Below are 24764 nucleotides of genomic sequence, written 5' to 3'. Positions count from 1 at the left end.
AATGCGCAAACTGTAATCAAACGCGCATTTATTTTAAAAAAGCACTAGACAGCAGAGCGAGACCTCCGTAATATCCAGCCCCGCAACGGCGCTAAGCGCCCGTAGCTCAGCTGGATAGAGCGCTGCCCTCCGGAGGCAGAGGTCTCAGGTTCGAATCCTGTCGGGCGCACCATTTACCCGGTGCTGGAGCTGCGGTGGTCTGTTAAGTAGGCAGAACCGCGTGGAAGTAAAGAATTAAGTCGTGGTGGCTATAGCTCAGTTGGTAGAGCCCTGGATTGTGATTCCAGTTGTCGTGGGTTCGAATCCCATTAGCCACCCCATTATTTAAAGAGTTGTGAATTGCGAAGGTGGCGGAATTGGTAGACGCGCTAGCTTCAGGTGTTAGTGTCCTTAGGATGTGGGGGTTCGAGTCCCCCCCCTCGCACCACGACTTTTAATGAATTGAACTAAAAATTCAAAAAGCAGTACAACGGCGAGTAGCGCAGCTTGGTAGCGCAACTGGTTTGGGACCAGTGGGTCGGAGGTTCGAATCCTCTCTCGCCGACCAATTTTGAACCCCGCTTCGGCGGGGTTTTTTGTTTTCTGCTATTCCTGATTCTGCTCCTGCTCCTGCTCCTGCTCCTGCTTCTGCTTCTGCTTCTGCTTCTGCTTCTGCTTCTGCTTCTGCTCCTATCCATGTTCCTGTTTTTGTTTCTGTACGTGCTACTGTTCTTGTTGCTGTTGCTTATTGCCGACAGTCACACTCCAATCTGTCGCGAATAAGGGACACTTAAGTTATTGATAAATAAATATATATCCATTTACATGCCGCGATGTCGTTCTCAGGAGACACTTTGCCCGCCATCCTGAGCCATTTTGCCGCCTAATGCCTGACCGAATGCCATAATTTCCTTTTATCTTAAAAAGTTGGAGATCGGACAACTTCCCTGTGCAACTTTGGCATGTTGCATGCAATAATATACGTGTAGATGCTCATTCCATCTCTTATGTTCGCTTTAGGGCCTCATAAACCCCGGAATGATGCAGAGCCATTTACGGTGCTTATCGTCCACTGACAGATGTCGCTTCGGCCTCATCAAACACCATGGGCACAACGTTGAGTGAAGCACCACAAGTTGTCGAACAGACCTGTTTAACGCCTGCTTTTTAGCAGGCGTTTTTTTATGCCTTATTTGCAGTAGCGCGTCAGGATCCCCACCACCATCAGCAGCGCACAGCCCGAGACGCCATACAGTGCCTGTAGCGGCCCCAGCACGTCAGCGACCAGTGCCGTGATGCAGGTAAAAAGTGATGCGCTGGCGGTTTGCCATCGCCATGCTTTGCCGCTGGCAGAGGAGCCCTGGCTGGCCTGAAAGCTGCTTAACAGGCTAAATGTGCCTGCCGCAAAAACGATGTTCGAGGCCAGATGGGCGATGAACACCATCCCCAGCGCCAGCGTCACCGATAGCAGCGGGATTGTTCCGTAGGCGAGGAGAAAGAGGCCGAGGCAGGTCAGCAGTAGGCGATTTTGCCCGGCGTAGCGGGACAAACTCTCTCTGTTCAGCAGCAGCGGGCCGCACAGCTGTCCCATGCTGCGGGCAAAGAGCAGTGGCAGGGCCAGCCCGGCGGCATCATCCGGTTCGATGTGCTGCGCCAGGGCAGGCAGCAGCGCCATAGCGGGCGAACCGACGGCCGCCAGAACGGGGAGTAATAACAGGCTGCGTTTTTGCCGCGGGGCCAGCGCCTGCCAGCGCACCGCCATTGGTCTGTCGGTTTCCGCTGCCTGCTCTGGCGCCAGGGAGGACAAGGCGTTGCCAGCGAGGATCAGCATCACCAGAGAGCCAATAAACGTGAGCGCATCAATTCCCAACAGTGCCAGGGCAGGCAGATGATGGAACAGCACCATACCCAGCCCGGTCCCCAGCAGCACCTGCGAAGCAAAAATCACCGTCTCCAGGCATGTTGCTGCAGGCAGCTCGGATTCCGACAATCCTTGCCGGAATAGCAGAGTCAACGCGGGCCAGCTCATGCCAGCCAGGAAGGCCTCGGTGGACTGCACCGCCAGCAGCGCCACCATGCTGTGAAACTGAATGCCAAGCAGAGGAAACAGCAGGGCGAGCAGACCCAGCCACTCGGTGAGGATCAGCAGGCGGATGGGCGAAAAGCGCATACAGAGCTTCTCCCCGACGAGGCTGCCCAGAAATCCGGGTAGCGTGGCAAACAGGTATGCCAGAGTCAGTAACGAGGCAGGGGCATGCCAGTCCAGCAGCAGGCCAAAGACCATCACCTGGGTTAAGCCATTCCCCACAGAGGTAAACAGAAAAGCGCAGGCCAGCAGACGCAGCCAGCGATGGCTGCGGAGCGCGCGAAAAAGCGCAGATAAAAGCGTGTTCATGAAACGATCCTTTCAAAAACAGTTGAGTCCACGCCGCAAAGGCGTGTGCAGGAAAAATGTTTAATGAAAGGAGGTCGTTACATTGGTGAAGGCGGTCTCATGAAGATGATGCAAAGAATGTAGCAAATAAAAAAGGAGGCCGTCAGGCCTCCTGTAAAATTATTGCTGCGGGGGATTGTTCTGCAACGTCAGCAGTAGGCCATCGCGACGCATCGCGGCGGCTTCCTCTGGCAAATGCAGCTTGTCCAGCGTATCCGCCAGCCAGGCGTAGTCGAAAGCATCCGGGCGCTGTTTTAACGCCGCGCGGAAGGCGAGGCTAGCCTCTTTCCATTCGCCATGTTTTGCCAGCGACTGACCAAGGGTGCTCCACAGCAACGGTCGATCGCCCACGGTTTTGATCTGCTGGCGAAGCATTTTCTCGATCTGCTCCGGGTTATTGGTTTTCAGACGCGGGATCACCATCACCAGCCGATCGTCATACTGACGCTTCAGGCCATCAACGATAATGCTCTGCGCGGTATCGTGATCGTCACACTCAATGAGGTGCTCCGCCATTGCCACCTGCAGCGGCACCTGCTGGCGCGTTTTGCGGCTCTGATTTTTCCACCAGGTCTTCAGGCCATCGCTGCCCTGATCGGCACGCGCCTGGTCCATAAGACCGATCCAGGCCTGACGTTGCAGGTTGTCGCGCTGTTCATCGTCACCCACGTCAGCTTTTGCCATCGACGGGATGATGTCCAGCAGCGAACCCCAGGCGCCGGTGCGGATATAAGCCTGCTCTGCCAGACGCAGTACCTCAGGATGACGCGGGGCGATCTCCAGCAGACGATCGACGCCGTGTCGGGCGGCATGATTTTCGTTACGCGCCAGCTGCAGGCGCACCCGGGTGATCTCCACCGGGATCGGGTCGTTTTCGGCCAGTTCGGAGGCGCGCTCCAGATGCTGATTGGCCCGCACTTCGTCGCCGCGCTGCTGGGCGGCTTCGGCAGCCAGCAGGTAATTGACCACCGGCTGTTCCGCGTGATCGGCGTTCTTCGACATCAGCTTCTCAACCTGCTGATAGTCGCCTTCGGCCAGTTTGAGCAGCGCCTGTTCGGTCTGCTTGCGGGCGCGGCGGCGCTTACGGCCAACGAACCAGCTACGGGTATGCGCTCCGGTACGGAAGATGCGGCGCAGGATCCATTCGATCGCCAGAAACGCCACCATCGCCAGGATCAGAATGATCACCAGTCCGGTCACGCTGGTTTCGATATTGTAGTTATCGGTCTGGATCAGCACGTAACCCTGATGACCAGCCAGCATAGGACCGAGCACGATCCCGGCGATCAACAGTGCGAAGAGTAATAAGACTTTTAACATAATTACTCTCCTTGCGGCGCGCTGTCAGGAGCCGGAGCGGAAGCGGGGGCTTCTTGCTCTGCGGCCACGCCAGGCTGTGCCAGCAGGTTGCGCACGCGCGTCTGCATCAGCTTCTCCAGAATCGGCTGGCTCGCCAGCTTATCCGGGACGTTCATGGTGATGTTCTGTTGGCTCAGCTTGTCCACATCTTCGAGGAAGGCCGTGGTGGTGGCATCGTCGGTATCATAGTACGCGCGCACCCAGGTTGAGACGTTATCCAGCGCCTGCTTATAGGTCTCTTCCTGATGGCGAGGAACCGCCTGGGCGGCCACCAGCAGACGTGAACGCAGGTTTTCACGCAGATAGACGTCCTGATTCGGGGCTAACAGAGGCACGGCGGTCTCATCGCGGCGGCGGACGGTGATAAAGCTGTCCATAAAGTTCTGCCAGCTTTTTTGCAGGTTGATGCGCCACTCGCTCAGCGAGCTGGAGAGTTCGCCGCTGTCGGAATCCATCGGGGAGTCGTCGTCGTTATTGTCTGCCAGACGCAGGTTGTCGATCTGGTTCGACAGCTGGTTCACTTTCAGAATGATGCCGTCGTAATCCACCTGCGAGACGGTCGCCAGGCTGGCGATATCTTCGGTAAGGGCGCGACGGGCAGTGATCAGGCTCGGGTCGTTCATGTCGCCCAGGCTGGCGTCGGCGCTTTTCAGCAGCGCGGCGGCGGTGGTGACGTCCTGATCGCTCCACAGCTTACGTCCAGCCAGTTTGACCAGGAAATCAGCCTGCGCCAGCAGCCAGGTTTTGGCATCGGTGCCGGAGATGGTCGCCACTTTTTGCTGCATCTCATCCAGTTGCTTCGTCAGTTCAGCCTGCTGACGGTTCGCGTCGGCCAGTTGGGCTGCCTGCTGTTTGATCACCGCATCCAGCTCGGCTTTCTGCGTCTGCTGTGCCTGCTGCAGAGCGGTAACCTGAGTAACCAGCGCATCGCTGGTGGCGGTCTGGTTAGTGGCTTGTTTTTTCACCAGACCGTACAGGCCGATGCCTGCGGCCAGCGCAATGGCGATAGCAATCGCGCTTAACGCCAGACTGGTTTTATTGCTGCCATGTTTTTTCTCTGTCGTTTCTGGCTGTGGCGTGGTGTCCACAGTCTCGTTGGTCTCTTCAACCACGGCGGAGGATTTTTCGTGTTCCGTCATTATGGCTTCCCATTATGAGAGTTATTGTAATGCGCGCAGCAGCGCATCGTTGTCGGCGTTATCAGCGATCCGAATATCTTGCCAGCCCAGTTCCCGGGCGAGGTTCGCCAGACGCTCACTGACGACCAGAAGCCGACAGCGGAGTAACCAGTTTTCACGATACCATTGTGGGATCAGCGACCAGAGGTGTTGCAGCATTTCGCCGCTGGTCACCACCAGGGTGGTGACGCCGCGAGACTGCCAGCGCATCGCCTCTTCCGCACCGTCATAGTGTTTATTACAACGTTGATAACATTCACAAAATGTCACTTCTGCTCCGCGTTCACGCAGCGTGTCGCCCAGCAGTTCTCGTCCACCGTTGCCGCGCAAAATCAGGGCGCGCTTCCCCACAACGTTTTGTAATTCAGGTAATTGTAGCAACACTTCGCTGATTTCCCGATCCAGTGGATAGCGAATGTCTTTACCACTTTCAGTATGCAGCGCCAGGGCGGTGGTTCTGCCGATGGCAAAATAGCCTGGCGCATCCGGCCAGCGCTGGCCTTCCTGTTGCAGCCGGGCGTGGGCAAACTCCACCGCATGCTGCGACAGGGCAAACAGCATGTCACCGGCCTGCAGTGCGGCAAGATGGCTGGTGAGCAGGGGAAGCTCCCGACCCGGGGAAAACTCAATCAGCGGAAAGCTCCACGCCACCTGCCCCAGTGTGCGCAGACGGCTCACTAACTGATCTCCTGCGGGAGAAGGGCGGGTGACGAGAATACTCATGCCGGGGGTTCTCCATTATAGACGTCCGCGAGAATTTCACGGGCACCGTTATTCAGCAGCTCTTCTGCCAGCGAAATACCCAGCTGTTCTGCATCCTGAGGGTTACCACGGCGTTCGCCGCGCACCATTTGCGAACCGTCCGGCGCGCCAACGAGGGCACGCAACCACAGTTCGCCATCTTTTAATTCAGCATAGCTGCCAATCGGCACCTGACATCCCCCTTCCAGGCGGGTATTCATGGCGCGCTCCGCCTTGACGCGAATCGCGGTCTCATCATGATTGAGCGGTGCCAGCAGCGCATGAGTGCGTTGATCGTCGAGTCGACACTCAATGCCCACCGCGCCCTGGCCTACGGCCGGGAGAGACTGCTCCGGGGATAAGGCCACCTTAATGCGCGATTCCAGATCCAGGCGTTTCAGGCCGGCAACTGCCAGAATGATGGCGTCGTACTCACCGTTATCCAGCTTGCCGAGACGGGTGCCGACGTTACCGCGCAGCGAGCGGATAACCAGATCCGGGCGGGACTCGGCCAGTTGGCACTGGCGGCGTAAACTTGACGTGCCAACAATGCTGCCCTGTGGCAGGGCATCCAGTGAGTCATAGCGGTTTGAAACAAAGGCGTCGCGCGGATCTTCGCGCTCGCAAATGGTCACCAGGCCCAATCCCTGCGGAAAATCGACCGGGACGTCTTTCATGGAGTGAACCGCGATATCGGCGCGCCCCTCAAGCAGTGCCAGCTCGAGTTCTTTCACGAACAGGCCTTTACCGCCCACTTTCGCCAGCGGGGTATCAAGAATGACATCGCCACGCGTGACCATAGGCACCAGCTCAACACGCAGGTCAGCATGGCAGGCTTCGAGGCGCTGCTTAACATAATGTGCCTGCCATAGCGCAAGGGGGCTTTGGCGTGTGGCAATTCTTAAAACATTGTCTAACATGCTTGTTACCGTCTTAATCATCTACTGACCATCCTAACATTGTTGTCTTGGGACTGTCAGGTTTACGGACGTTGAGGGGTTCAGGACAGGGCAGCCATAGACGTTGCCTTCTGCCGTATTCAGGAATTTACACGTACGGAAGGGTGCTACACTTGTATGTAGCGCATCTTTCTTTACGGTCAATCGGCAAGGTGTTAAATTGATCACGTTTTAGACCATTTTTTCGTCTCCGAGACCATAAAGATAAGGGCGAAAAAGGGTGACGGTTACTTTCGAAATACTGTGAACGCGTAATCCTCGGTCTTGTTGAAGATTAGCGCTTTCTGAACATCAGGCGATACGTCTTGTACCTCTATATTGAGACTCTGAAACAGAGACTGGATGCCATCAACCAACTGCGTGTCGATCGCGCGCTTGCTGCAATGGGTCCTGCTTTCCAGCAGGTTTACAGTCTTCTGCCGACATTGTTGCACTATCACCACCCACTGATGCCGGGTTACCTCGACGGTAACGTTCCCAAGGGCATCTGCCTTTTCACGCCTGATGAAACCCAAGAACACTACCTTAAAGAGCTGGAGCTCTACCGTGGCATGCCGCCGCAGGAGTCCCCAAAAGGGGAACTGCCTATCACCGGCGTCTACACCATGGGCAGCACCTCTTCAGTAGGACAAAGCTGTTCTTCGGATCTGGATATCTGGGTCTGCCATCAATCCTGGCTCGATAATGACGAGCGCCAGCTGTTGCAGCGTAAATGCAGCCTGCTGGAGAGCTGGGCAGCATCGCTCGGTGTGGAAGTAAGCTTCTTCCTGATTGATGAAAACCGTTTCCGCCATAACGAAAGCGGCAGTCTGGGTGGTGAAGACTGCGGCTCGACACAGCACATCTTATTGCTGGATGAGTTCTACCGTACCGCCGTACGCCTGGCCGGGAAACGTATTCTCTGGAGTATGGTGCCGTGCGACGAAGAAGAGCATTACGACGATTACGTCATGAAGCTCTACGCCCAGGGCGTCCTGACGCCAAACGAGTGGCTGGATCTGGGCGGCTTAAGCTCGCTGTCTGCTGAAGAGTATTTCGGCGCAAGCCTGTGGCAGCTGTATAAAAGTATCGATTCCCCGTACAAAGCAGTGCTGAAAACCCTGCTGCTTGAAGCCTATTCGTGGGAATACCCGACGCCGCGTCTGCTGGCGAAAGACATCAAACAGCGTCTGCATGATGGCGAGATCGTCTCTTTCGGTCTTGATGCCTACTGCATGATGCTTGAGCGCGTTACCGAATATCTGAAAGCCATTGACGATCCGACCCGTCTGGATCTGGTTCGTCGATGTTTCTATCTCAAAGTCTGTGAGAAGCTCAGCCGCGAACGGGCATGCGTCGGCTGGCGTCGTGAAGTGGTCAGCCAGTTAGTTAAAGAGTGGGGATGGGACGAAGAGCGTCTGTCGATGCTTGATAACCGCGCCAACTGGAAAATCGACCAGGTGCGTGAAGCACACAATGAACTGCTCGATGCCATGATGCAGAGCTACCGTAATCTGATCCGTTTTGCCCGTCGTAATAACCTCAGCGTTTCCGCCAGCCCGCAGGATATCGGTGTTCTGACCCGTAAGCTATATGCTGCATTTGAAGCGCTGCCAGGTAAAGTGACGTTGGTGAACCCGCAGATTTCGCCAGACCTGTCTGAACCGAACCTGACCTTTATCTATGTGCCGCCGGGACGTGCGAACCGTACCGGGTGGTATCTGTATAACCGTGCGCCAAGCATGGACTCGATCATCAGCCATCAGCCGCTGGAATATAACCGCTACCTGAACAAGCTGGTGGCCTGGGCCTGGTTTAACGGTCTGCTGACATCACGTACCCGCCTGTTTATTAAAGGCAACGAGATTGTCGATCTCGCTAAACTGCAGGAAATGGTGGCCGATGTGTCGCACCACTTCCCGCTGCGTCTGCCTGCGCCGACGCCAAAAGCGCTCTACAGTCCGTGCGAAATTCGCCATCTGGCGATTATCGTCAACCTGGAATACGACCCGACGGCGGCGTTCCGCAATCAGGTGGTGCATTTTGATTTCCGTAAGCTGGACGTGTTCAGCTTTGGCGAGCAGCAAAACTGCCTGGTGGGCAGCGTTGATCTGCTGTACCGCAACTCGTGGAATGAGGTGCGTACCCTGCACTTCAACGGCGAGCAGGCGATGATCGAAGCGCTGAAAACCATTCTCGGCAAGATGCACCAGGATGCGGCGCCACCGGACAGCGTCGAGGTGTTCTGCTACAGCCAGCATCTGCGCGGCCTGATCCGTACCCGCGTGCAGCAGCTGGTCTCCGAATGTATCGACCTGCGTCTCTCCAGTACCCGTCAGGAAACCGGTCGCTTTAAAGCGCTGCGCGTCTCCGGGCAAACCTGGGGTCTGTTCTTTGAACGTCTGAACGTTTCAGTGCAGAAGCTGGAAAACGCTATCGAATTCTATGGTGCCATTTCGCACAACAAACTGCATGGCCTGTCGGTCCAGGTTGAGACTAACCACGTCAAACTGCCGCAGGTGGTGGATGGTTTTGCCAGCGAAGGGATTATTCAGTTCTTCTTTGAAGAGTCGGGCGACGATGCCGGTTTCAATATCTATATCCTTGATGAAACCAACCGCGCCGAAGTGTATCACCACTGTGAAGGCAGCAAAGAGGAGCTGGTGCGCGACGTCAGCCGCTTCTACTCGTCCTCACACGACCGCTTCACCTACGGCTCAAGTTTTATTAACTTCAACCTGCCGCAGTTCTACCAGATTGTGAAGGTCGATGGCCGTGCGCAGGTGATCCCGTTCCGCACGCAGGTGATTGCAGCTGCACCGGCCAATCAGGATGCGAACGCTCCGCTGTTGCAGCAGTATTTCTCCTGAGCCGCTGAGCCGCTGAGCCGCTGAGCCGGATGCGCTTTACTTATTCGGCCTGGTGTCTTTGCCTCAACCCTCTCCCACAGGGAGAAGAGGTAAATCCAAAAAAGCGTCTCCTGAAGAGACGCTTTTTGTTATTAGCCGCGGAAGCTAACCTCTTCGCCCGACTGTGCGGTCGCTGCCTGCTCCAGCAGATCCCAGAATGCTTCGCCGCTGCGGTCGCAAATCCACTCGTCGCCTTTCAGATCAAAATGGTAGCCGCCCTGTTTGGTGGCCAGCCACACCTGGTGCAGCGGTTCCTGACGGTTAATAATAATTTTACTGCCGTTTTCGAAGCTTAAGGTCAGCACGCCGCCGTTGATTTCACAATCGATGTCGCTGTCGCCATCCCAGTCGTCAATACGTTCTTCGATGGTTTGCCACAGGTTATCGGCAAGGCGATGGAATTCACTGTCATTCATGGTTCTGTTCCTGTTTTTCGTGATGGCGGCAGTATAACGCTAAATAATTCCGGTTGCAGGTTAGCGGCAAACTCTTGCTTTTGCGCCTTCTCCTGCGATGATAGAAACAGAAAGCATGAACTTACAGGCAACCTGATAATGAAAAACGTTTTTGGAACGCTTGCCGTTCTCCTCGCACTGTTTAGCCTGAGTGGCTGTGGTCTGAAAGGGCCGCTCTATTTCCCACCAGCAGATAAAACCGCGCCGCCACCGACCAAAAAAGTGGATAGCCCTGTGCAAACCACCATGCCAGATCGTAACGATCGCGGCGGCAATGGCGGCCCAAGCCAGGTTAACTACTGACGCGCGTTGCGAACCGCGCAATGGAGTAAATGATGCAGTTCTCTAAAATGCATGGCCTTGGCAATGATTTTATGGTCGTCGACGCGGTAACGCAGAATGTCTTCTTTTCGCCAGAGCTGATCCGCCGTCTGGCCGATCGGCACCTTGGCGTAGGCTTTGATCAGCTGCTGGTGGTTGAACCGCCTTACGATCCCGATCTCGATTTTCACTATCGCATTTTTAATGCTGACGGCAGTGAAGTCTCCCAGTGTGGCAACGGCGCGCGCTGTTTTGCCCGCTTTGTCCGGCTGAAAGGGCTGACCAACAAGCGCGATATTCGCGTCAGCACCGCCAATGGGCGGATGGTGCTGAGCGTCACCGACGACGAACTGGTGCGGGTCAACATGGGCGAGCCGAACTTCGAGCCGTCGCAGGTGCCGTTCCGCGCCAACAAAGCGGAAAAGACCTATATCATGCGCGTCGCAGAACAGACAGTCTTGTGCGGCGTGGTCTCGATGGGGAACCCGCACTGCGTGATTCAGGTTGATGATGTCGCGACCGCGCCCGTTGAAACGCTCGGTCCGGTGCTGGAAAGCCATGAACGCTTTCCTGAGCGCGCCAATATTGGATTTATGCAGGTCATCACGCGCGATCACATCCGTCTGCGCGTCTTTGAACGCGGGGCGGGCGAAACACAGGCGTGCGGCAGCGGTGCCTGTGCGGCCGTCGCGGTGGGGATTGCGCAGGGATTACTGGCGGAAGAGGTTCGCGTGGATTTACCAGGCGGCCGTCTTGATATCGCCTGGAAAGGCCCGGGTCAGCCGCTCTATATGACTGGCCCGGCGACACAAGTTTACGACGGGTTTATCCATCTATGAAACAACCAGGAGAAGAACTGCAGGAAACGCTGACGGAGATGGACGACCGGGCGGTTGTTGATTATCTGCTGCGCCATCCTGAGTTTTTCATTCGCAATGCCCGTGTGGTTGAAGAGATGCGCGTACCGCATCCCGTGCGCGGAACGGTCTCGCTGGTCGAATGGCATATGGCCCGCGCGCGCAATCATATCAACCACCTTGAAGAGAACATTTCGCTGCTGATGGAGCAGGCTACCAGTAATGAAGGCCTGTTCTACCGCCTGTTGCATCTGCAATCGCGACTGGCCTCCGCCAGCAGCCTGGACGAATTTCTGCTCCGTTTGCATCGCTGGGCACGCGAGCTGGGTCTGGCCGGGGCAACCCTGCGCCTGTTCCCGGATCGTTGGCGCATTGGCGCCCCTTCCGGCTTTACCCATCTGGCGTTGAACCGTCAGGCCTTTGAGCCGGTGCGCATTCAGCGCATGGGGTGTGAGAACCATTATCTTGGGCCGCTGAATGGCCCGGAACTGCTGGTTGTCCTGCCGGAAGCCAAAGCGATTGGTTCGGTGGCAATGTCGCTGATGGGACGCGATGGCGATCTCGGGGTGATCTTGTTTACCAGCCGCGATCCGCAGCACTATCAGCAGGGACAAGGTACGCAGCTGATCCAGGAGATCGCGCAGATGCTGCCCGAGCTGCTGGAACGCTGGATTGAACGCGTATGACCGATGCGCTGCTGGCCCCTGCCGTTACGCGTTTTCTGCGCTATCTGGGCGTTGAGCGTCAGCTCAGCCCGATCACCTTGCTCAACTATCAGCGCCAGCTTGATGCCATCATGCAGTTGGCTGACGAGATGGGCCTGACCAGCTGGCAGCAGTGTGATGCCGCCTCGGTGCGTGCCTTTGCCGTGCGCAGTCGCCGTAAAGGGCTTGGTCCTGCCAGCCTTGCGCTGCGTCTGTCTGCCCTGCGCAGCTTCTTCGACTGGATGGTGAGCCAGGGTGAGCTGAATGCCAACCCGGCTAAAGGCATCGCCGCGCCAAAAGCGCCGCGCCACCTGCCAAAAAATATCGATGTCGATGACGTTAACCGCCTGCTGGATATCGATCTGAACGATCCGCTGGCGGTACGCGATCGGGCGATGCTGGAGGTGATGTACGGCGCGGGATTACGTCTTTCCGAGCTGGTGAACCTCGATATCAAACATCTCGATCTGGATACCGGCGAAGTCTGGGTGATGGGCAAAGGCAGCAAAGAGCGCCGCCTGCCTATTGGCCGTAACGCCGTGGCATGGATAGAACACTGGCTCGATCTGCGCGGCCTGTTTGGCACCGAAGATGATGCCCTGTTCCTCTCGAAGCTTGGGAAGCGAATCTCGGCGCGAAACGTGCAAAAACGCTTTGCCGAGTGGGGGATCAAGCAGGGGCTGAACAGCCATGTCCATCCGCACAAACTTCGCCACTCATTCGCTACCCATATGCTGGAATCCAGCGGCGATCTGCGTGGGGTGCAGGAGCTGCTGGGCCACGCCAATTTGTCCACCACCCAAATCTATACCCATCTTGATTTTCAACACCTTGCCTCGGTGTACGACGCGGCGCATCCACGCGCCAAACGGGGGAAATAATGCGTTTTTATCGTCCATTAGGTTACATCTCTGCACTGACGTTCGACCTTGATGACACCCTTTACGACAACCGCGAGGTGATCCTGCGTACCGAGCAGGAAGCGCTGGCGTTTGTGCAAAACTACCATCCGGCGTTAAAAACGCTGGAAAACAAAGAGTTCCACCGTTTACGCCAGGCGTTACGACAAACCGAGCCGGAAATCTATCACGACGTAACTGAGTGGCGTCGTCGTGCTGTGGAGCAGGCGATGCTGAATGCCGGCCTGACCGCCGCAGAAGCCGCGCTTGGCGCTGAAGCGTCAATGGCCCACTTTGCCCAATGGCGCAGCCGTATCGACGTGCCCCAGGAGACCCATGACACGCTGACGAAACTGGCAGAGAAGTGGCCACTGGTGGCCATCACCAACGGCAACGCCCAGCCGGAGCTGTTCGGCCTGGGTGACTATTTCGAGTTTGTGCTGCGCGCAGGCCCGCACGGACGCTCCAAGCCGTTCAACGATATGTATCATCTGGCGGCGGAGAAGCTCGGTCTGCCGCTGGGAGAGATCCTGCACGTGGGCGATGACCTGACCACCGACGTCGCAGGCGCGATCCGCTGCGGGATGCAGGCCTGCTGGATCAAGCCGGAAAATGCCGATCTGATGCAGACCCCTGACAGCCGCCTGCTGCCCCACATCGAAATTTCACGGTTGGCATCCCTCACCACGCTGATATAATCACCAGTAATATTGTATAAATTACCAGGGTTTTGCAGTCGTAGGCCCGGTAAGCAAAGCGCCACCGGGCGCTTTGCAGTGTTCCTGATTACTACGTGACGGTGCCAATGGACGTTTCTTACCTGCTCGACAGCCTTAATGACAAACAGCGTGACGCGGTTGCCGCGACGCGCACCAATATGCTGGTGCTGGCAGGGGCGGGCAGTGGTAAGACACGTGTGCTGGTACACCGTATCGCCTGGCTGCAAAGCGTGGAGAACTGCTCGCCGTACTCCATTATGGCGGTGACCTTCACCAACAAAGCGGCGGCAGAGATGCGCCACCGTATCGCCCAGCTGATGGGCACCAGCCAGGGCGGCATGTGGGTCGGCACCTTCCACGGGCTGGCACACCGTCTGCTGCGTGCGCACCATCTGGACGCCAATCTGCCTCAGGACTTTCAGATCCTCGACAGCGAAGATCAGCTGCGCCTGCTTAAGCGCCTGATCAAGGCCATGAATCTCGACGAGAAACAGTGGCCGCCGCGTCAGGCCATGTGGTACATCAACAGCCAAAAAGACGAAGGGCTGCGTCCACATCATATCCAGAGTTTTGGCAACCCCATTGAACAGACCTGGCAGAAGGTTTATCAGGCCTATCAGGAAGCCTGCGATCGCGCCGGGCTGGTGGATTTCGCCGAGCTGCTGCTGCGCGCCCACGAGCTGTGGCTCAACAAGCCGCACATCCTGCAGCACTACCGCGAACGCTTCACCAACATCCTGGTGGACGAATTCCAGGATACTAACAACATTCAGTACGCGTGGATCCGCCTGCTGGCGGGCGACTCCAGCAAGGTGATGATCGTCGGTGACGATGATCAGTCGATCTACGGCTGGCGTGGCGCGCAGGTGGAGAACATCCAGCGTTTCCTTAAGGACTTCCCTGGCGCAGAGACCATCCGCCTCGAGCAGAACTACCGCTCTACCAACAACATCCTGAGCGCGGCCAACGCCCTGATTGAAAACAATAACGGGCGACTGGGTAAAAAGCTCTGGACCGAGGGCATCGACGGCGAGCCGATCTCGCTTTACTGCGCGTTCAACGAGCTGGACGAAGCCCGCTTCGTGGTTAACCGGATCAAAACCTGGCAGGACAACGGCGGCGCGCTGGAGAAATGCGCCATTCTCTATCGCAGCAACGCCCAGTCGCGTGTGCTGGAAGAGGCGCTGCTGCAGGCCAGCATGCCGTACCGCATCTATGGCGGGATGCGCTTCTTTGAGCGTCAGGAAATTAAAGACGCGCTCTCTTATCTGCGCCTGATTGCCAACCGTAACGATGACGCGGCCTTTGAGCGCGTGGTCAACACCCCAACGCGCGGCATTGGCGATCGCACCCTGGACGTGGTGCGTCAGACCTCCCGCGATCGCCAGCTGACCCTGTGGCAGGCGTGTCGCGAGCTGCTGCAGGAGAAGGCTCTTGCCGGACGTGCGGCCAGCGCACTGCAACGCTTCCTGGAGCTGATCGAAGCCCTGGCACATGAAACTGCCGATATGCCGCTACACGTTCAGACCGACCGGGTGATCAAAGACTCCGGCCTGCGCATGATGTACGAGCAGGAGAAGGGCGAGAAGGGCCAGACCCGTATCGAGAACTTAGAGGAGCTGGTGACGGCCACGCGCCAGTTCAGCTACAACGAAGAAGACGAAGATCTGATGCCGCTGCAGGCATTCCTGTCCCATGCCGCGCTGGAAGCAGGCGAAGGGCAGGCTGACACCTGGCAGGACGCGGTTCAGCTGATGACCCTGCACTCGGCCAAAGGGCTGGAGTTCCCGCAGGTGTTTATCGTCGGCATGGAAGAGGGGATGTTCCCGAGCCAGATGTCGCTGGATGAGGGCGGGCGTCTCGAAGAGGAGCGCCGCCTGGCCTATGTGGGCGTGACCCGCGCAATGCAAAAGCTGACCCTGACCTATGCGGAAACCCGTCGTCTGTACGGCAAAGAGGTTTACCATCGGCCGTCGCGTTTTGTCGGTGAACTGCCGGAAGAGTGCGTGGAAGAGGTCCGTCTGCGGGCCAGCATCAGCCGTCCGGTTAGCCATCAGCGCCTGGGTGCACCGATTGCTGAAAACGACAGCGGATTCAAGCTCGGCCAGCGTGTGCGCCACGCCAAATTTGGTGAGGGCACGATTGTGAATCTGGAAGGCAGCGGGGAACATAGCCGTCTGCAGGTGGCATTCCAGGGGCAGGGGATCAAATGGCTGGTGGCCGCTTACGCCCGGCTGGAAGCAGTGTAACTTTCCGAAAAATATCACTATTTTTTAATAAGCTGCCAGGCTTAAACGTTGAAGGGCATTTTAAGTTCTTCAGCGTTCCGTTGCGTGTTGACGCCGCTGTGACTGCTGGCGTAACATGCGCGCACGATTACGCTAAGAGGACATTCGCCTTGGACACACCCAGTAGATACTGGCTCAATTCCCTGTCATCCAGGAACAACTCCTAAGGCTATCTCCTCACGCTGATGCCCTTAGTGGTTGTCAGCGACAGTTATTCCCGTCGCGCTGAGTCAGGCTGTTTAATGGTCTGAAACCCAATTTGTTTCTGTGTGCCCACCGAACTGTCCGATATTTATTGCATTGGGAGTCCCGGTCATGCTGAGCGCATTTCAACTGGAAAAGAACCGACTGATTCGGCTTGAAGCTGAAGAGTCACAACCCCTCATTGATGCCGTTTGGGTGGATCTGGTCGAGCCGGACGACGACGAACGCCTGCGCGTACAATCTGAGCTAGGACAAAGCCTGGCCACCCGCCCGGAACTGGAAGACATCGAGGCGTCGGCCCGTTTCTTCGAAGACGAAGACGGTCTGCACATCCACTCCTTTTTCTTCTTCGAAGATGCGGAAGATCACGCCGGTAACTCCACCGTCGCATTTACCATTCGCGATGGTCGCCTGTTTACCCTGCGTGAGCGTGAACTGCCTGCATTTCGTCTCTACCGCATGCGTGCCCGTAGCCAGGCGATGGTGGACGGCAATGCCTATGAGCTGCTGCTTGACCTGTTTGAAACCAAAATCGAACAGCTGGCAGATGAGATTGAGAACATCTACAGCGATCTGGAAGAGCTGAGTCGGGTGATCATGGAAGGCCATCAGGGCGATGAGTACGACGAAGCGCTTTCGACTCTGGCAGAGCTGGAAGATATCGGCTGGAAGGTGCGTCTGTGTCTGATGGATACCCAGCGTGCGCTGAACTTCCTGGTGCGTAAGGCGCGTTTGCCGGGCGGTCAGCTGGAGCAGGCGCGTGAGATCCTGCGCGATATCGAATCCCTGCTGCCGCACAACGAATCCCTGTTCCAGAAAGTTAACTTCCTGATGCAGGCGGCGATGGGCTTTATCAACATCGAGCAGAACCGCATCATCAAGATCTTCTCGGTGGTCTCGGTCGTGTTCCTGCCGCCTACGCTGGTGGCCTCCAGCTACGGGATGAACTTTGAGTTTATGCCGGAGCTGAAATGGAGCTTTGGTTATCCGGGCGCGATTGTCTTTATGGTACTCGCCGGGCTGGCGCCTTATCTCTACTTCAAGCGCCGTAACTGGCTTTAAGTGTTATGCCGGGTGGCGATTACGCCTTACCCGGCCATTCCCTGTCCATTCTCTGACATGGCCCGAGAGGATTACAGACGCGTTTTTCGGCGCTGGGCATAAATCGCATCCGCGACGAAAATCGCCAGTGCCACCCAGATAAACCCAAACGTCACCATCTTATCCGCACCCGGCACTTCGCCGTAGAACAGCACCGCCAGCAGGAACATCAGCGTCGGACCGATGTACTGGAAGAAACCCAGCGTCGACAGGCGCAGACGTGTTGCCGCTCCGGTAAAGCACAGCAGCGGGATGGTGGTAACGACACCGGCCGCCATCAGCATCACGTTCAGCGTCCACGGATTACTGCCCATATGGCTGGTGCTGCTGTCGGCAATGCCGAACAGGTAAATCGCAGCCACTGGCAGCAGCCACAGGGTTTCGAACAGCATCCCGGTTTGTGCTTCCACGGCGATTTTCTTGCGTACCAGGCCATAGAAGGCGAAGCTAAACGCCAGCCCCAGCGCAATGATCGGCAGTGAGCCAAAGGTCCACAGCTGAACCAAAACGCCGCAGAGGGCGAGGATCACCGCCAGCCACTGCATCCGACGGAAGCGCTCCCCGAGGAACAGCATCCCCAGCACGATATTCACCAGCGGGTTAATGAAGTAGCCGAGACTCGCTTCCAGCATGTGATGGTTGTTGACCGACCAGATAAACAGCAGCCAGTTGCCGCCAATCAACACGGCAGAAAGCGCCAGCAGGAAAATTTTCTTCGGCGTTTGCAGGAGCGTTTTCACCCCTGACCACTGACGGCTTACGCTCATCAGCGCCACCATAAAGAAAAACGACCAGATCACACGGTGGGTAAGAATTTCGTCAGCGGGAACGTAGTGAATCAGCTTGAAGTAGGCGGGCGCGATACCCAAATAAAATAGGCGGCAAGAGCGAGTAGAACACCCTGCCGCGTCTGTTTAGCATCCATCAGGAAAATCCGTTACAAAAAAGTAACGCAATTTTACCCGATTTTACCTTCTCAACCCACCATATAAGTGGCGGTTGCGCTGGCGATATAAACCTGCTCTTCGTTGTGCAGCTCCACGCGCGCGACCGCAACTTTATTGCCCGCACGCAGCAGGCTGCTGCTGGCGGTAAAGCGATTCCCACGGCCTGGACGCAGATAATCGACGCGCAGATCGATGGTGCCCATCCGCGACAGGCGCTGGCGCAGCTCGTCTTCATTAATGGTGTCGTGGCGGGTCAGGGTACTGCCGACGCAAACCAGCCCGGCGGCAACGTCGAGGGCCGAGGCGATCACCCCGCCATGGAGAATACTTTGTGCCCAGTTACCCACCATCATCGGCTGGTTACTAAAGCTCAGTTGGGCAAAATCTTTCTCGTAGCGCTCCAGCTCCAGCCCCAGCGCACGGTTGAACGGCATATGGTAGACGAAGATCTCACCGACCAGCTTCAGGGCCTGGTCAGCAGTTAGCGTGGCAGACATAGCACGTCACATCCTTATTGTTAAAAAGATGTTGATTTTATGCCTCATCAATGTGAATTTCCAGATTCAGAGTGCAGGTGAGGCGGCTATTAATTAAATATGTTAAAAGGGAACAAAATAATTCTTCATTAAAACAATTTCGCAGGAGAGCATCACCGATGCGGATATATCAGGCCGGGTTCCTGGCGGCGGTTACGCTGCCCTCTATGGCATTCGCCCAGGAAGCGGTAACTCAGGAAGCGCCTGCCGTGCGCGGCAGCATCATCGCTAACTTATTGGAAGAGCACGATAATCCTTTTACGCTCTACCCCTATGACAGCAACTATTTAATTTACACCGCCACCAGCGACCTCAATAAAGAGGCGATCCGCACCTATGACTGGGCTGACGATTCGCAAAAAGATGAAGTGAAGTTTCAGCTGAGCCTTGCCTTCCCGCTATGGCGCGGCATTCTGGGGCCGAACTCGATTCTGGGTGGCTCCTACACGCAAAAATCCTGGTGGCAGCTGTCGAACAGCGATGAATCTTCGCCGTTTCGTGAGACCAACTATGAGCCACAGCTGTTCCTCGGCTTCGCCACCGATTACTCGCTGGCGGGCTGGACGCTGCGGGACGTGGAGTTTGGCTACAATCACATGTCTAACGGCCGCTCCGACCCAACGTCGCGCAGCTGGAACCGTCTCTATACCCGCCTGATGGCGCAGAACGGTAACTGGCTGGTGGAGGTCAAACCCTGGTATGTGGTGGGCAATACCGACGATAACCCGGATATCACCAAATACATGGGCTACTACCAGCTGCGAGTGGGCTATCAGCTGGGCGAAGCGGTGCTTAGCGTGAAGGGTCAGTACAACTGGAATACCGGCTACGGCGGTGCGGAGATGGGCGTCAGCTATCCGCTGACTAAGCATGTTCGTTTCTACACCCAGATCTACAGTGGCTACGGCGAATCGCTCATCGACTACAACTTCAACCAGACCCGCGTCGGCGTGGGCGTGATGCTGAACGATCTTTTCTAGCCCTCTCGAATGTTTTTGTCTTAAACGTTGAAGTTTCTCTCGCAGGCGCTGAAAATAGCGCCTGTTTTTATTTCAGGCAAATGGGGTTGATGTGGTGCAGGCGGAAGTCGTAAATCAGGAGTTGCTGGCTAAACAGGTTTTGCATGAAACCTTTGGCTACCAGCAGTTCCGCCCGGGCCAGGAAACCATCATTAACACCGCCCTCGCGGGCCGTGACTGTCTGGTGGTAATGCCGACCGGCGGCGGGAAATCGTTGTGCTATCAGGTTCCCGCGCTGGTACTGAACGGCCTGACGGTGGTGGTGTCACCGCTGATCTCGCTGATGAAAGATCAGGTTGACCAACTGCTGGCGAATGGCGTGGCGGCGGCCTGTCTCAACTCCACCCAAACCCGCGAGCAACAGCAGGAAGTGATGGCCGGGTGCCGTACCGGGCAGGTGCGTCTGCTGTATATCGCCCCGGAACGCCTGATGCTGGATAACTTCCTTGAGCATCTGGCGCACTGGAATCCGGTGCTGCTGGCAGTGGATGAAGCGCACTGTATTTCCCAGTGGGGCCATGATTTCCGCCCGGAATATGCCGCGCTCGGCCAGCTGCGCCAGCGCTTCCCTGAGCTGCCGTTTATGGCGCTTACCGCCACCGCCGACGATACCACCCGGCACGATATTGTGCGGCTGCTGGGCCTTAACGATCCGCTGATCCAGGTCAGCAGCTTCGACCGTCCAAACATCCGCTACATGCTGATGGAAAAGTTCAAGCCGCTGGATCAGCTGTTGCGCTATGTCCAGGAGCAGCGCGGCAAGTCGGGCATCATCTATTGCAACAGCCGGGCGAAGGTGGAAGACACCGCTGCGCGGCTGCAGAGCCGGGGCTTCAGCGCCGCGGCCTATCATGCCGGGCTGGAAAACCACGTTCGCGCCGAAGTGCAGGAGAAGTTCCAGCGCGACGATTTGCAAATCGTGGTGGCGACCGTCGCCTTTGGGATGGGTATCAACAAGCCGAACGTGCGCTTTGTGGTGCATTTCGACATTCCGCGCAATATTGAATCCTACTATCAGGAGACGGGCCGCGCCGGGCGTGATGGCCTGCCCGCAGAGGCGATGCTGTTCTACGATCCGGCTGACATGGCCTGGCTGCGTCGCTGCCTCGAAGAGAAACCTGCCGGGGCGCTGCAGGATATCGAGCGCCACAAGCTCAACGCGATGGGCGCGTTTGCTGAAGCGCAAACCTGCCGCCGTCTGGTACTGCTGAACTATTTTGGCGAAGGTCGCCAGGAGTCGTGCGGTAACTGCGATATCTGTCTCGATCCGCCGAAGCAGTATGACGGGCTAATGGACGCGCGTAAGGCGCTCTCCACCATTGGCCGCGTCAACCAACGCTTTGGTATGGGCTATGTGGTGGAAGTGCTGCGCGGCGCCAACAATCAGCGCATCCGCGAGATGGGTCACGACAAGCTGCCGGTGTACGGCATTGGACGAGATCAGAGCCATGAGCACTGGGTCAGCGTCATCCGTCAGCTGATCCACCTGGGCTTTGCGACCCAGAACATTGCCCAGCACTCTGCGCTGCAACTCACCGAAGCTGCCCGCCCGGTGCTGCGTGGCGTCGTGGAGTTGCAACTGGCCGTGCCGCGCGTGGTGGCGCTGAAACCGCGGGTGATGCAGAAATCCTACGGCGGCAACTACGATCGCAAGCTGTTCGCCAAACTGCGTAAGCTGCGCAAGGCTATCGCGGATGAAGAGAATATCCCGCCGTATGTGGTGTTTAACGATGCGACGCTGATTGAGATGGCCGAGCAGATGCCGCTCAGCGCCAGCGAAATGCTCAGCGTCAACGGCGTTGGTACACGTAAGCTAGAGCGTTTTGGGAAAGAATTTATGGCGCTGATTCGTTCCCATACGGATGGCGATGATGAGGAGTAGTCAGTCTGGCAAAAAAGTGCCAGGATGATGACTCCCTGAACTATTTCCCCGCGAGTTAATTATGTTAACCCTGTTTCTGACCGTGGCGCTGGTGCACATCGTGGCGCTGATGAGCCCTGGCCCTGACTTTTTCTTCGTCTCACAAACGGCGGTGAGCCGCTCCCGTAAAGAGGCAATGATGGGCGTGCTGGGCATTACTCTTGGCGTAATGGTCTGGGCAGCGCTGGCGCTGCTGGGCCTGAACCTGATCCTCGATAAAATGGCCTGGCTGCATAACATCATTATGGTGGGCGGCGGTCTGTATCTGTGCTGGATGGGCTACCAGATGCTGCGCGGGGCATTTAAGAAAGAGGGCAGCGAGGCACCTGAGCCAAAAATGGAGCTGGCCGCCAGTGGGCGTAGCTTTGTGAAAGGGCTGCTGACTAATCTCGCGAATCCCAAAGCGATTATCTATTTCGGTTCAGTATTTTCACTGTTTGTGGGTGAAGACGTCGGGGCCGGTGCACGCTGGGGCATTTTCCTGCTGATCGTGCTGGAAACCTTCGCCTGGTTTACGGTCGTGGCGAGCCTGTTTGCGCTCCCGTCGATGCGTCGCGGTTATCAACGTCTGGCGAAGTGGATTGATGGCTTTGCCGGCGCGTTATTCGCCGGCTTCGGTATTCACCTGATCCTGTCCCGATAAGGACGGTAACATTAATCACAGGCCGGATCAGCGCCATCCGGCAATGTGATTAAGCATGCCTCGCTGACGCCAGCAGCGCACCTACCAGCATAAACAGCGAACCGAACACTTTATTCAGGGCCTTCATCTGACGAGGCCCTTTAATCCATGTTGCAATCCGGGTTGCCAGCGTCGCATAGCCAATCATCACAATAATATCGACCACAATGGTGGTTACACCGAGCACCACGTACTGCATGATCTGCGGCTGATGCGGCACGATAAATTGCGGAAACAGGGCGGCCAGGAAGACGATGCTTTTCGGGTTGGTCAGGTTTACAAATACCGCACGCTTAAACAGGCGGCCCCGGCTCTGGGTCTGAGCAAGCGTATTCAGATCCAATGCACCTGCGGCGCGCCACTGCTGGATCCCCAGCCAGATAAGATAGGCCGCACCGGCCCATTTCAGCACTTCGAAAGCCAGCACCGAGCGGGAGAAGAGCGTTCCGAGTCCTATGCCGACCAGCACGATATGAATGGCCAGCCCGGTCTGCAATCCGGCAATAGACGCGGCGGCGCCGCGATAGCCGTGGTTCATGGCGGTGGTCATGGTGTTAATGGCCCCGGAACCCGGGGAAAGGCTGAGGATGATGGATGTCAGCAGGTAGGCGAACCACCACTCGAAGGTCATTTGAAGCTCCCGAATCGTCTATTTTTATGCCACAATACGCTAATGTTGCGACATTTTACGACCTGTCACGAAAAAACGATATTCCTTGGCTTACAGGGGTGTAAACCCGATGTTTCAGCAGAATAAGGACTGGGAAACGCGAGAAAAGGCTTTCGCTGCTTTCTCAATGGGGCCGTTGACCGATTTCTGGCGCCAGCGCGAGGAAGGCGGTTTCGCAGGCGTCGATGATGTTCCTGTGCGCTTTGTTCGTTTTCAGGCCGAAGCCCATGATTCGGTGATAGTCATCTGCCCCGGGCGAATCGAAAGTTACGTCAAGTATGCCGAGCTGGCCTACGATCTCTTCCGGCTGGGTTATGACGTGCTGATTATCGATCATCGCGGTCAGGGACGCTCCGGGCGAATGTTGTCCGACACGCACCGCGGTCATGTGAGTCAGTTCAGTGATTACGTCGATGATTTTGCCGCCTTCTGGCAACAGGAAGTACAGCCCGGTCCGTGGCGAAAACGGTTTATCCTGGCGCACTCGATGGGGGGCGCAATCGCCACGCTGTTTTTACAGCGCCACCCGCAGCACCAGTGTAATGCCATTGCCCTGAGCGCCCCGATGTTTGGCATCGTCATGCGCTTCCCGGACTGGATGGTACGCCATATTCTCGACTGGGCTGAGGGCCATCAGCGCATTCGGGAAGGCTATGCCATCGGCACCGGGCGCTGGCGCGCACTGCCGTTTGCCATTAACGTGTTAACTCACAGTCGGCAGCGTTATCGCCGCAACCTGCGCTTTTATGCCGATGAACCGCGTTTACGCGTCGGCGGGCCAACTTACCACTGGGTTCGCGAAGGGATTCTGGCAGGGGAAGAGGTACTGGCGAATGCCGGTCAGGACAACACGCCCACGCTTATCCTTCAGGCAGAAGAGGAGCGGGTAGTGGATAACCGCATGCACGACCGCTTTTGTGAACTGCGAGCCGCAGCCGGTCACCCTTGCGAAGGGGATAAACCGCTGGTCATAAACGGCGCGTACCATGAGATCCTTTTTGAAAAGGACGCCATGCGCTCAGTCGCACTCCACGCCATCGTCGACTTTTTCGGCAGGCATAACTGATATTCACCAGAGGTTAAATTTTCCTATGTACCAGGTTGTCGCGTCTGATTTAGATGGCACGCTGCTCTCTCCCGACCACACCTTATCGCCTTACGCGAAAGAGACCTTAAAACTCCTGACTGCCCGTGACGTGAACTTTGTCTTCGCCACCGGTCGCCACCACGTTGATGTGGGGCAGATCCGCGATAATCTGGAGATCAAATCCTATATGATCACCTCCAACGGTGCCCGCGTGCACGATCTGGACGGGAATCTGATCTTCACCCATAACCTCGATCGCGATATCGCCACCGATCTGTTCGGTATCATGCATAACAACCCCGATATCATCACCAACGTCTATCGCGACGATGAATGGTTTATGAACCGTCACCGCCCGGACGAGATGCGGTTCTTCAAAGAGGCGGTCTTCAACTACTCGCTGTACGAACCCGGCCTGCTGGAGCCAGAAGGCATCAGCAAAGTGTTCTTCACCACCGAAACTCACGAAGCGCTGTTGCCGCTGGAGCAGGCGATCAATGCCCGCTGGGGCGATCGGGTTAACGTCAGCTTCTCCACGCTTACCTGTCTGGAAGTGATGGCGGGTGGCGTCTCTAAAGGGCATGCTCTGGAAGCGGTAGCTAAACGTCTGGGCTTTAACCTGCAGGATTGCATCGCCTTTGGCGACGGTATGAACGACGCCGAAATGCTCTCCATGGCGGGTAAAGGCTGCATCATGGAAAATGCCCATCAGCGTCTGAAAGACCTGCACCCGGAGCTGGAAGTGATCGGTACCAACGGCGACAACGCAGTGCCAAAATACCTGCGTAAGCTGTTCCTTGAATAATCTTCATTTGG

At 56.7% G+C, this 24764-nt stretch carries 22 protein-coding genes, 4 tRNA genes and 1 pseudogene; 18 read left to right on the top strand and 9 right to left on the bottom strand.

The window, feature by feature from the left end:
* Positions 1 to 95: 95 nt before the first annotated feature.
* The 4 genes from ACF8PE_RS16340 to ACF8PE_RS16325 all read left to right on the top strand — a co-directional run bounded on the left by ACF8PE_RS16340 (position 96) and on the right by ACF8PE_RS16325 (position 547).
* A tRNA-Arg gene (locus tag ACF8PE_RS16340) sits at positions 96 to 172 on the top strand.
* A 72-nt stretch (positions 173 to 244) separates the two neighbouring features.
* Positions 245 to 320, top strand: a tRNA-His gene (locus tag ACF8PE_RS16335).
* Positions 321 to 341: 21 nt separating this feature from the next.
* Positions 342 to 427 (top strand) — tRNA-Leu (locus ACF8PE_RS16330).
* 43 nt (positions 428 to 470) lie between these two features.
* A tRNA-Pro gene (locus ACF8PE_RS16325) sits at positions 471 to 547 on the top strand.
* A 621-nt stretch (positions 548 to 1168) separates the two neighbouring features.
* Here the strand turns inward: ACF8PE_RS16325 and ACF8PE_RS16320 are convergent.
* The 5 genes from ACF8PE_RS16320 to hemC form a co-directional block, all read right to left on the bottom strand.
* On the bottom strand, positions 1169 to 2374 hold the full coding sequence (locus ACF8PE_RS16320; protein ID WP_200142916.1) for an MFS transporter: 1206 nt from the start codon (positions 2372 to 2374) through the stop codon (positions 1169 to 1171).
* 159 nt (positions 2375 to 2533) lie between these two features.
* Entirely contained in the window at positions 2534 to 3733 is a 1200-nt protein-coding gene (hemY, locus tag ACF8PE_RS16315; protein WP_032615154.1) for a protoheme IX biogenesis protein HemY, read from the bottom strand.
* Between the two features lie 2 nt (positions 3734 to 3735).
* Entirely contained in the window at positions 3736 to 4911 is a 1176-nt protein-coding gene (hemX, locus tag ACF8PE_RS16310; protein ID WP_032615152.1) for a uroporphyrinogen-III C-methyltransferase, read from the bottom strand.
* 21 nt (positions 4912 to 4932) lie between these two features.
* Complete coding sequence (hemD, locus tag ACF8PE_RS16305; RefSeq protein WP_032615150.1) at positions 4933 to 5673, bottom strand: uroporphyrinogen-III synthase; 741 nt, start codon at positions 5671 to 5673, stop codon at positions 4933 to 4935.
* Complete coding sequence (hemC, locus tag ACF8PE_RS16300) at positions 5670 to 6611, bottom strand: hydroxymethylbilane synthase (RefSeq protein WP_151586702.1); 942 nt, start codon at positions 6609 to 6611, stop codon at positions 5670 to 5672. Before hemC ends, hemD begins: the two co-directional genes overlap by 4 nt.
* Before the next feature lie 344 nt (positions 6612 to 6955).
* Here hemC and cyaA point away from each other — a divergent pair, with 344 nt between their 5' ends.
* Positions 6956 to 9499 carry a class I adenylate cyclase gene (gene cyaA, locus ACF8PE_RS16295; RefSeq protein WP_032615146.1) on the top strand — a complete coding sequence of 848 codons (2544 nt, stop codon included), beginning with the start codon at positions 6956 to 6958 and terminating at the stop codon, positions 9497 to 9499.
* A 131-nt stretch (positions 9500 to 9630) separates the two neighbouring features.
* Here cyaA and cyaY read toward each other — a convergent pair whose 3' ends face one another.
* On the bottom strand, positions 9631 to 9954 hold the full coding sequence (cyaY, locus tag ACF8PE_RS16290) for an iron donor protein CyaY (RefSeq protein WP_032615144.1): 324 nt from the start codon (positions 9952 to 9954) through the stop codon (positions 9631 to 9633).
* A 138-nt stretch (positions 9955 to 10092) separates the two neighbouring features.
* Here cyaY and ACF8PE_RS16285 point away from each other — a divergent pair, with 138 nt between their 5' ends.
* The 8 genes from ACF8PE_RS16285 to corA all read left to right on the top strand — a co-directional run bounded on the left by ACF8PE_RS16285 (position 10093) and on the right by corA (position 17047).
* Positions 10093 to 10296 carry a lipoprotein gene (locus ACF8PE_RS16285; RefSeq protein WP_032615142.1) on the top strand — a complete coding sequence of 68 codons (204 nt, stop codon included), beginning with the start codon at positions 10093 to 10095 and terminating at the stop codon, positions 10294 to 10296.
* A 32-nt stretch (positions 10297 to 10328) separates the two neighbouring features.
* Entirely contained in the window at positions 10329 to 11153 is an 825-nt protein-coding gene (gene dapF, locus ACF8PE_RS16280) for a diaminopimelate epimerase (protein WP_032615140.1), read from the top strand.
* A complete protein-coding gene (locus ACF8PE_RS16275; protein ID WP_032615138.1) occupies positions 11150 to 11857 on the top strand; it encodes a DUF484 domain-containing protein in 708 nt (235 codons plus the stop codon). Before dapF ends, ACF8PE_RS16275 begins: the two co-directional genes overlap by 4 nt.
* Positions 11854 to 12756 carry a tyrosine recombinase XerC gene (gene xerC / locus ACF8PE_RS16270; RefSeq protein WP_077227589.1) on the top strand — a complete coding sequence of 301 codons (903 nt, stop codon included), beginning with the start codon at positions 11854 to 11856 and terminating at the stop codon, positions 12754 to 12756. Before ACF8PE_RS16275 ends, xerC begins: the two co-directional genes overlap by 4 nt.
* On the top strand, positions 12756 to 13472 hold the full coding sequence (gene yigB, locus ACF8PE_RS16265; RefSeq protein WP_163604397.1) for a 5-amino-6-(5-phospho-D-ribitylamino)uracil phosphatase YigB: 717 nt from the start codon (positions 12756 to 12758) through the stop codon (positions 13470 to 13472). Before xerC ends, yigB begins: the two co-directional genes overlap by 1 nt.
* Before the next feature lie 107 nt (positions 13473 to 13579).
* Entirely contained in the window at positions 13580 to 15742 is a 2163-nt protein-coding gene (uvrD, locus tag ACF8PE_RS16260) for a DNA helicase II (RefSeq protein ID WP_032615133.1), read from the top strand.
* A gap of 149 nt (positions 15743 to 15891) precedes the next feature.
* Positions 15892 to 15948: a YsgD/CorL family protein gene (gene ysgD, locus ACF8PE_RS16255; RefSeq protein WP_212743980.1), complete on the top strand. Its 57-nt coding sequence runs from the start codon at positions 15892 to 15894 to the stop codon at positions 15946 to 15948.
* Positions 15949 to 16096: 148 nt separating this feature from the next.
* Positions 16097 to 17047, top strand: a complete 951-nt coding sequence (gene corA / locus ACF8PE_RS16250; protein WP_032615131.1) for a magnesium/cobalt transporter CorA — start codon at positions 16097 to 16099, stop codon at positions 17045 to 17047.
* 71 nt (positions 17048 to 17118) lie between these two features.
* On the opposite strand, the pseudogene rarD reads toward corA, so the two are convergent.
* A pseudogene (gene rarD / locus ACF8PE_RS16245) lies at positions 17119 to 18011 on the bottom strand (EamA family transporter RarD).
* 51 nt (positions 18012 to 18062) lie between these two features.
* Entirely contained in the window at positions 18063 to 18530 is a 468-nt protein-coding gene (gene yigI, locus ACF8PE_RS16240; protein ID WP_032615127.1) for an acyl-CoA thioesterase YigI, read from the bottom strand.
* Between the two features lie 158 nt (positions 18531 to 18688).
* Here yigI and pldA point away from each other — a divergent pair, with 158 nt between their 5' ends.
* The 3 genes from pldA to rhtC all read left to right on the top strand — a co-directional run bounded on the left by pldA (position 18689) and on the right by rhtC (position 22152).
* Complete coding sequence (pldA, locus tag ACF8PE_RS16235; RefSeq protein ID WP_032615125.1) at positions 18689 to 19549, top strand: phospholipase A; 861 nt, start codon at positions 18689 to 18691, stop codon at positions 19547 to 19549.
* Positions 19550 to 19640: 91 nt separating this feature from the next.
* Entirely contained in the window at positions 19641 to 21470 is a 1830-nt protein-coding gene (recQ, locus tag ACF8PE_RS16230; protein ID WP_077227587.1) for an ATP-dependent DNA helicase RecQ, read from the top strand.
* Positions 21471 to 21531: 61 nt separating this feature from the next.
* Positions 21532 to 22152: a threonine export protein RhtC gene (rhtC, locus tag ACF8PE_RS16225; protein ID WP_103793460.1), complete on the top strand. Its 621-nt coding sequence runs from the start codon at positions 21532 to 21534 to the stop codon at positions 22150 to 22152.
* A 49-nt stretch (positions 22153 to 22201) separates the two neighbouring features.
* On the opposite strand, the gene rhtB is transcribed toward rhtC, so the two are convergent.
* The gene (gene rhtB, locus ACF8PE_RS16220) at positions 22202 to 22822 is read right to left on the bottom strand and encodes a homoserine/homoserine lactone efflux protein (protein WP_032615119.1); all 621 of its coding nucleotides are present in this window, start codon (positions 22820 to 22822) and stop codon (positions 22202 to 22204) included.
* A 109-nt stretch (positions 22823 to 22931) separates the two neighbouring features.
* Between rhtB and pldB the strand changes: the two genes are divergently transcribed.
* Both pldB and yigL read left to right on the top strand, forming a co-directional pair.
* On the top strand, positions 22932 to 23927 hold the full coding sequence (gene pldB / locus ACF8PE_RS16215; RefSeq protein WP_103793461.1) for a lysophospholipase L2: 996 nt from the start codon (positions 22932 to 22934) through the stop codon (positions 23925 to 23927).
* Positions 23928 to 23952: 25 nt separating this feature from the next.
* Positions 23953 to 24753, top strand: coding sequence for a sugar/pyridoxal phosphate phosphatase YigL (gene yigL / locus ACF8PE_RS16210; protein WP_148569988.1), 801 nt, complete (start codon positions 23953 to 23955; stop codon positions 24751 to 24753).
* Positions 24754 to 24764: the final 11 nt, after the last annotated feature.

Origin of the sequence: Leclercia sp. GLN_9 (assembly GCF_043105735.1) — a bacterium.
Taxonomy (GTDB): Bacteria; Pseudomonadota; Gammaproteobacteria; order Enterobacterales; family Enterobacteriaceae; genus Enterobacter; species Enterobacter adecarboxylatus.
The sequence above is the reverse complement of the archived record's forward strand: the minus strand, read 5'-3'. Positions and strand labels throughout refer to the sequence as shown.

Coding starts and splice junctions, on each gene's coding strand:
- ACF8PE_RS16320 (WP_200142916.1), bottom strand. CDS start 2,374: ATGAACACGCTTTTATCTGCGCTTTTTCGCGCGCTCCGCAGCCATCGC.
- hemY (WP_032615154.1), bottom strand. CDS start 3,733: ATGTTAAAAGTCTTATTACTCTTCGCACTGTTGATCGCCGGGATCGTG.
- hemX (WP_032615152.1), bottom strand. CDS start 4,911: ATGACGGAACACGAAAAATCCTCCGCCGTGGTTGAAGAGACCAACGAG.
- hemD (WP_032615150.1), bottom strand. CDS start 5,673: ATGAGTATTCTCGTCACCCGCCCTTCTCCCGCAGGAGATCAGTTAGTG.
- hemC (WP_151586702.1), bottom strand. CDS start 6,611: ATGTTAGACAATGTTTTAAGAATTGCCACACGCCAAAGCCCCCTTGCG.
- cyaY (WP_032615144.1), bottom strand. CDS start 9,954: ATGAATGACAGTGAATTCCATCGCCTTGCCGATAACCTGTGGCAAACC.
- ACF8PE_RS16285 (WP_032615142.1), top strand. CDS start 10,093: ATGAAAAACGTTTTTGGAACGCTTGCCGTTCTCCTCGCACTGTTTAGC.
- dapF (WP_032615140.1), top strand. CDS start 10,329: ATGCAGTTCTCTAAAATGCATGGCCTTGGCAATGATTTTATGGTCGTC.
- ACF8PE_RS16275 (WP_032615138.1), top strand. CDS start 11,150: ATGAAACAACCAGGAGAAGAACTGCAGGAAACGCTGACGGAGATGGAC.
- xerC (WP_077227589.1), top strand. CDS start 11,854: ATGACCGATGCGCTGCTGGCCCCTGCCGTTACGCGTTTTCTGCGCTAT.
- yigB (WP_163604397.1), top strand. CDS start 12,756: ATGCGTTTTTATCGTCCATTAGGTTACATCTCTGCACTGACGTTCGAC.
- uvrD (WP_032615133.1), top strand. CDS start 13,580: ATGGACGTTTCTTACCTGCTCGACAGCCTTAATGACAAACAGCGTGAC.
- corA (WP_032615131.1), top strand. CDS start 16,097: ATGCTGAGCGCATTTCAACTGGAAAAGAACCGACTGATTCGGCTTGAA.
- yigI (WP_032615127.1), bottom strand. CDS start 18,530: ATGTCTGCCACGCTAACTGCTGACCAGGCCCTGAAGCTGGTCGGTGAG.
- pldA (WP_032615125.1), top strand. CDS start 18,689: ATGCGGATATATCAGGCCGGGTTCCTGGCGGCGGTTACGCTGCCCTCT.
- rhtC (WP_103793460.1), top strand. CDS start 21,532: ATGTTAACCCTGTTTCTGACCGTGGCGCTGGTGCACATCGTGGCGCTG.
- rhtB (WP_032615119.1), bottom strand. CDS start 22,822: ATGACCTTCGAGTGGTGGTTCGCCTACCTGCTGACATCCATCATCCTC.
- pldB (WP_103793461.1), top strand. CDS start 22,932: ATGTTTCAGCAGAATAAGGACTGGGAAACGCGAGAAAAGGCTTTCGCT.
- yigL (WP_148569988.1), top strand. CDS start 23,953: ATGTACCAGGTTGTCGCGTCTGATTTAGATGGCACGCTGCTCTCTCCC.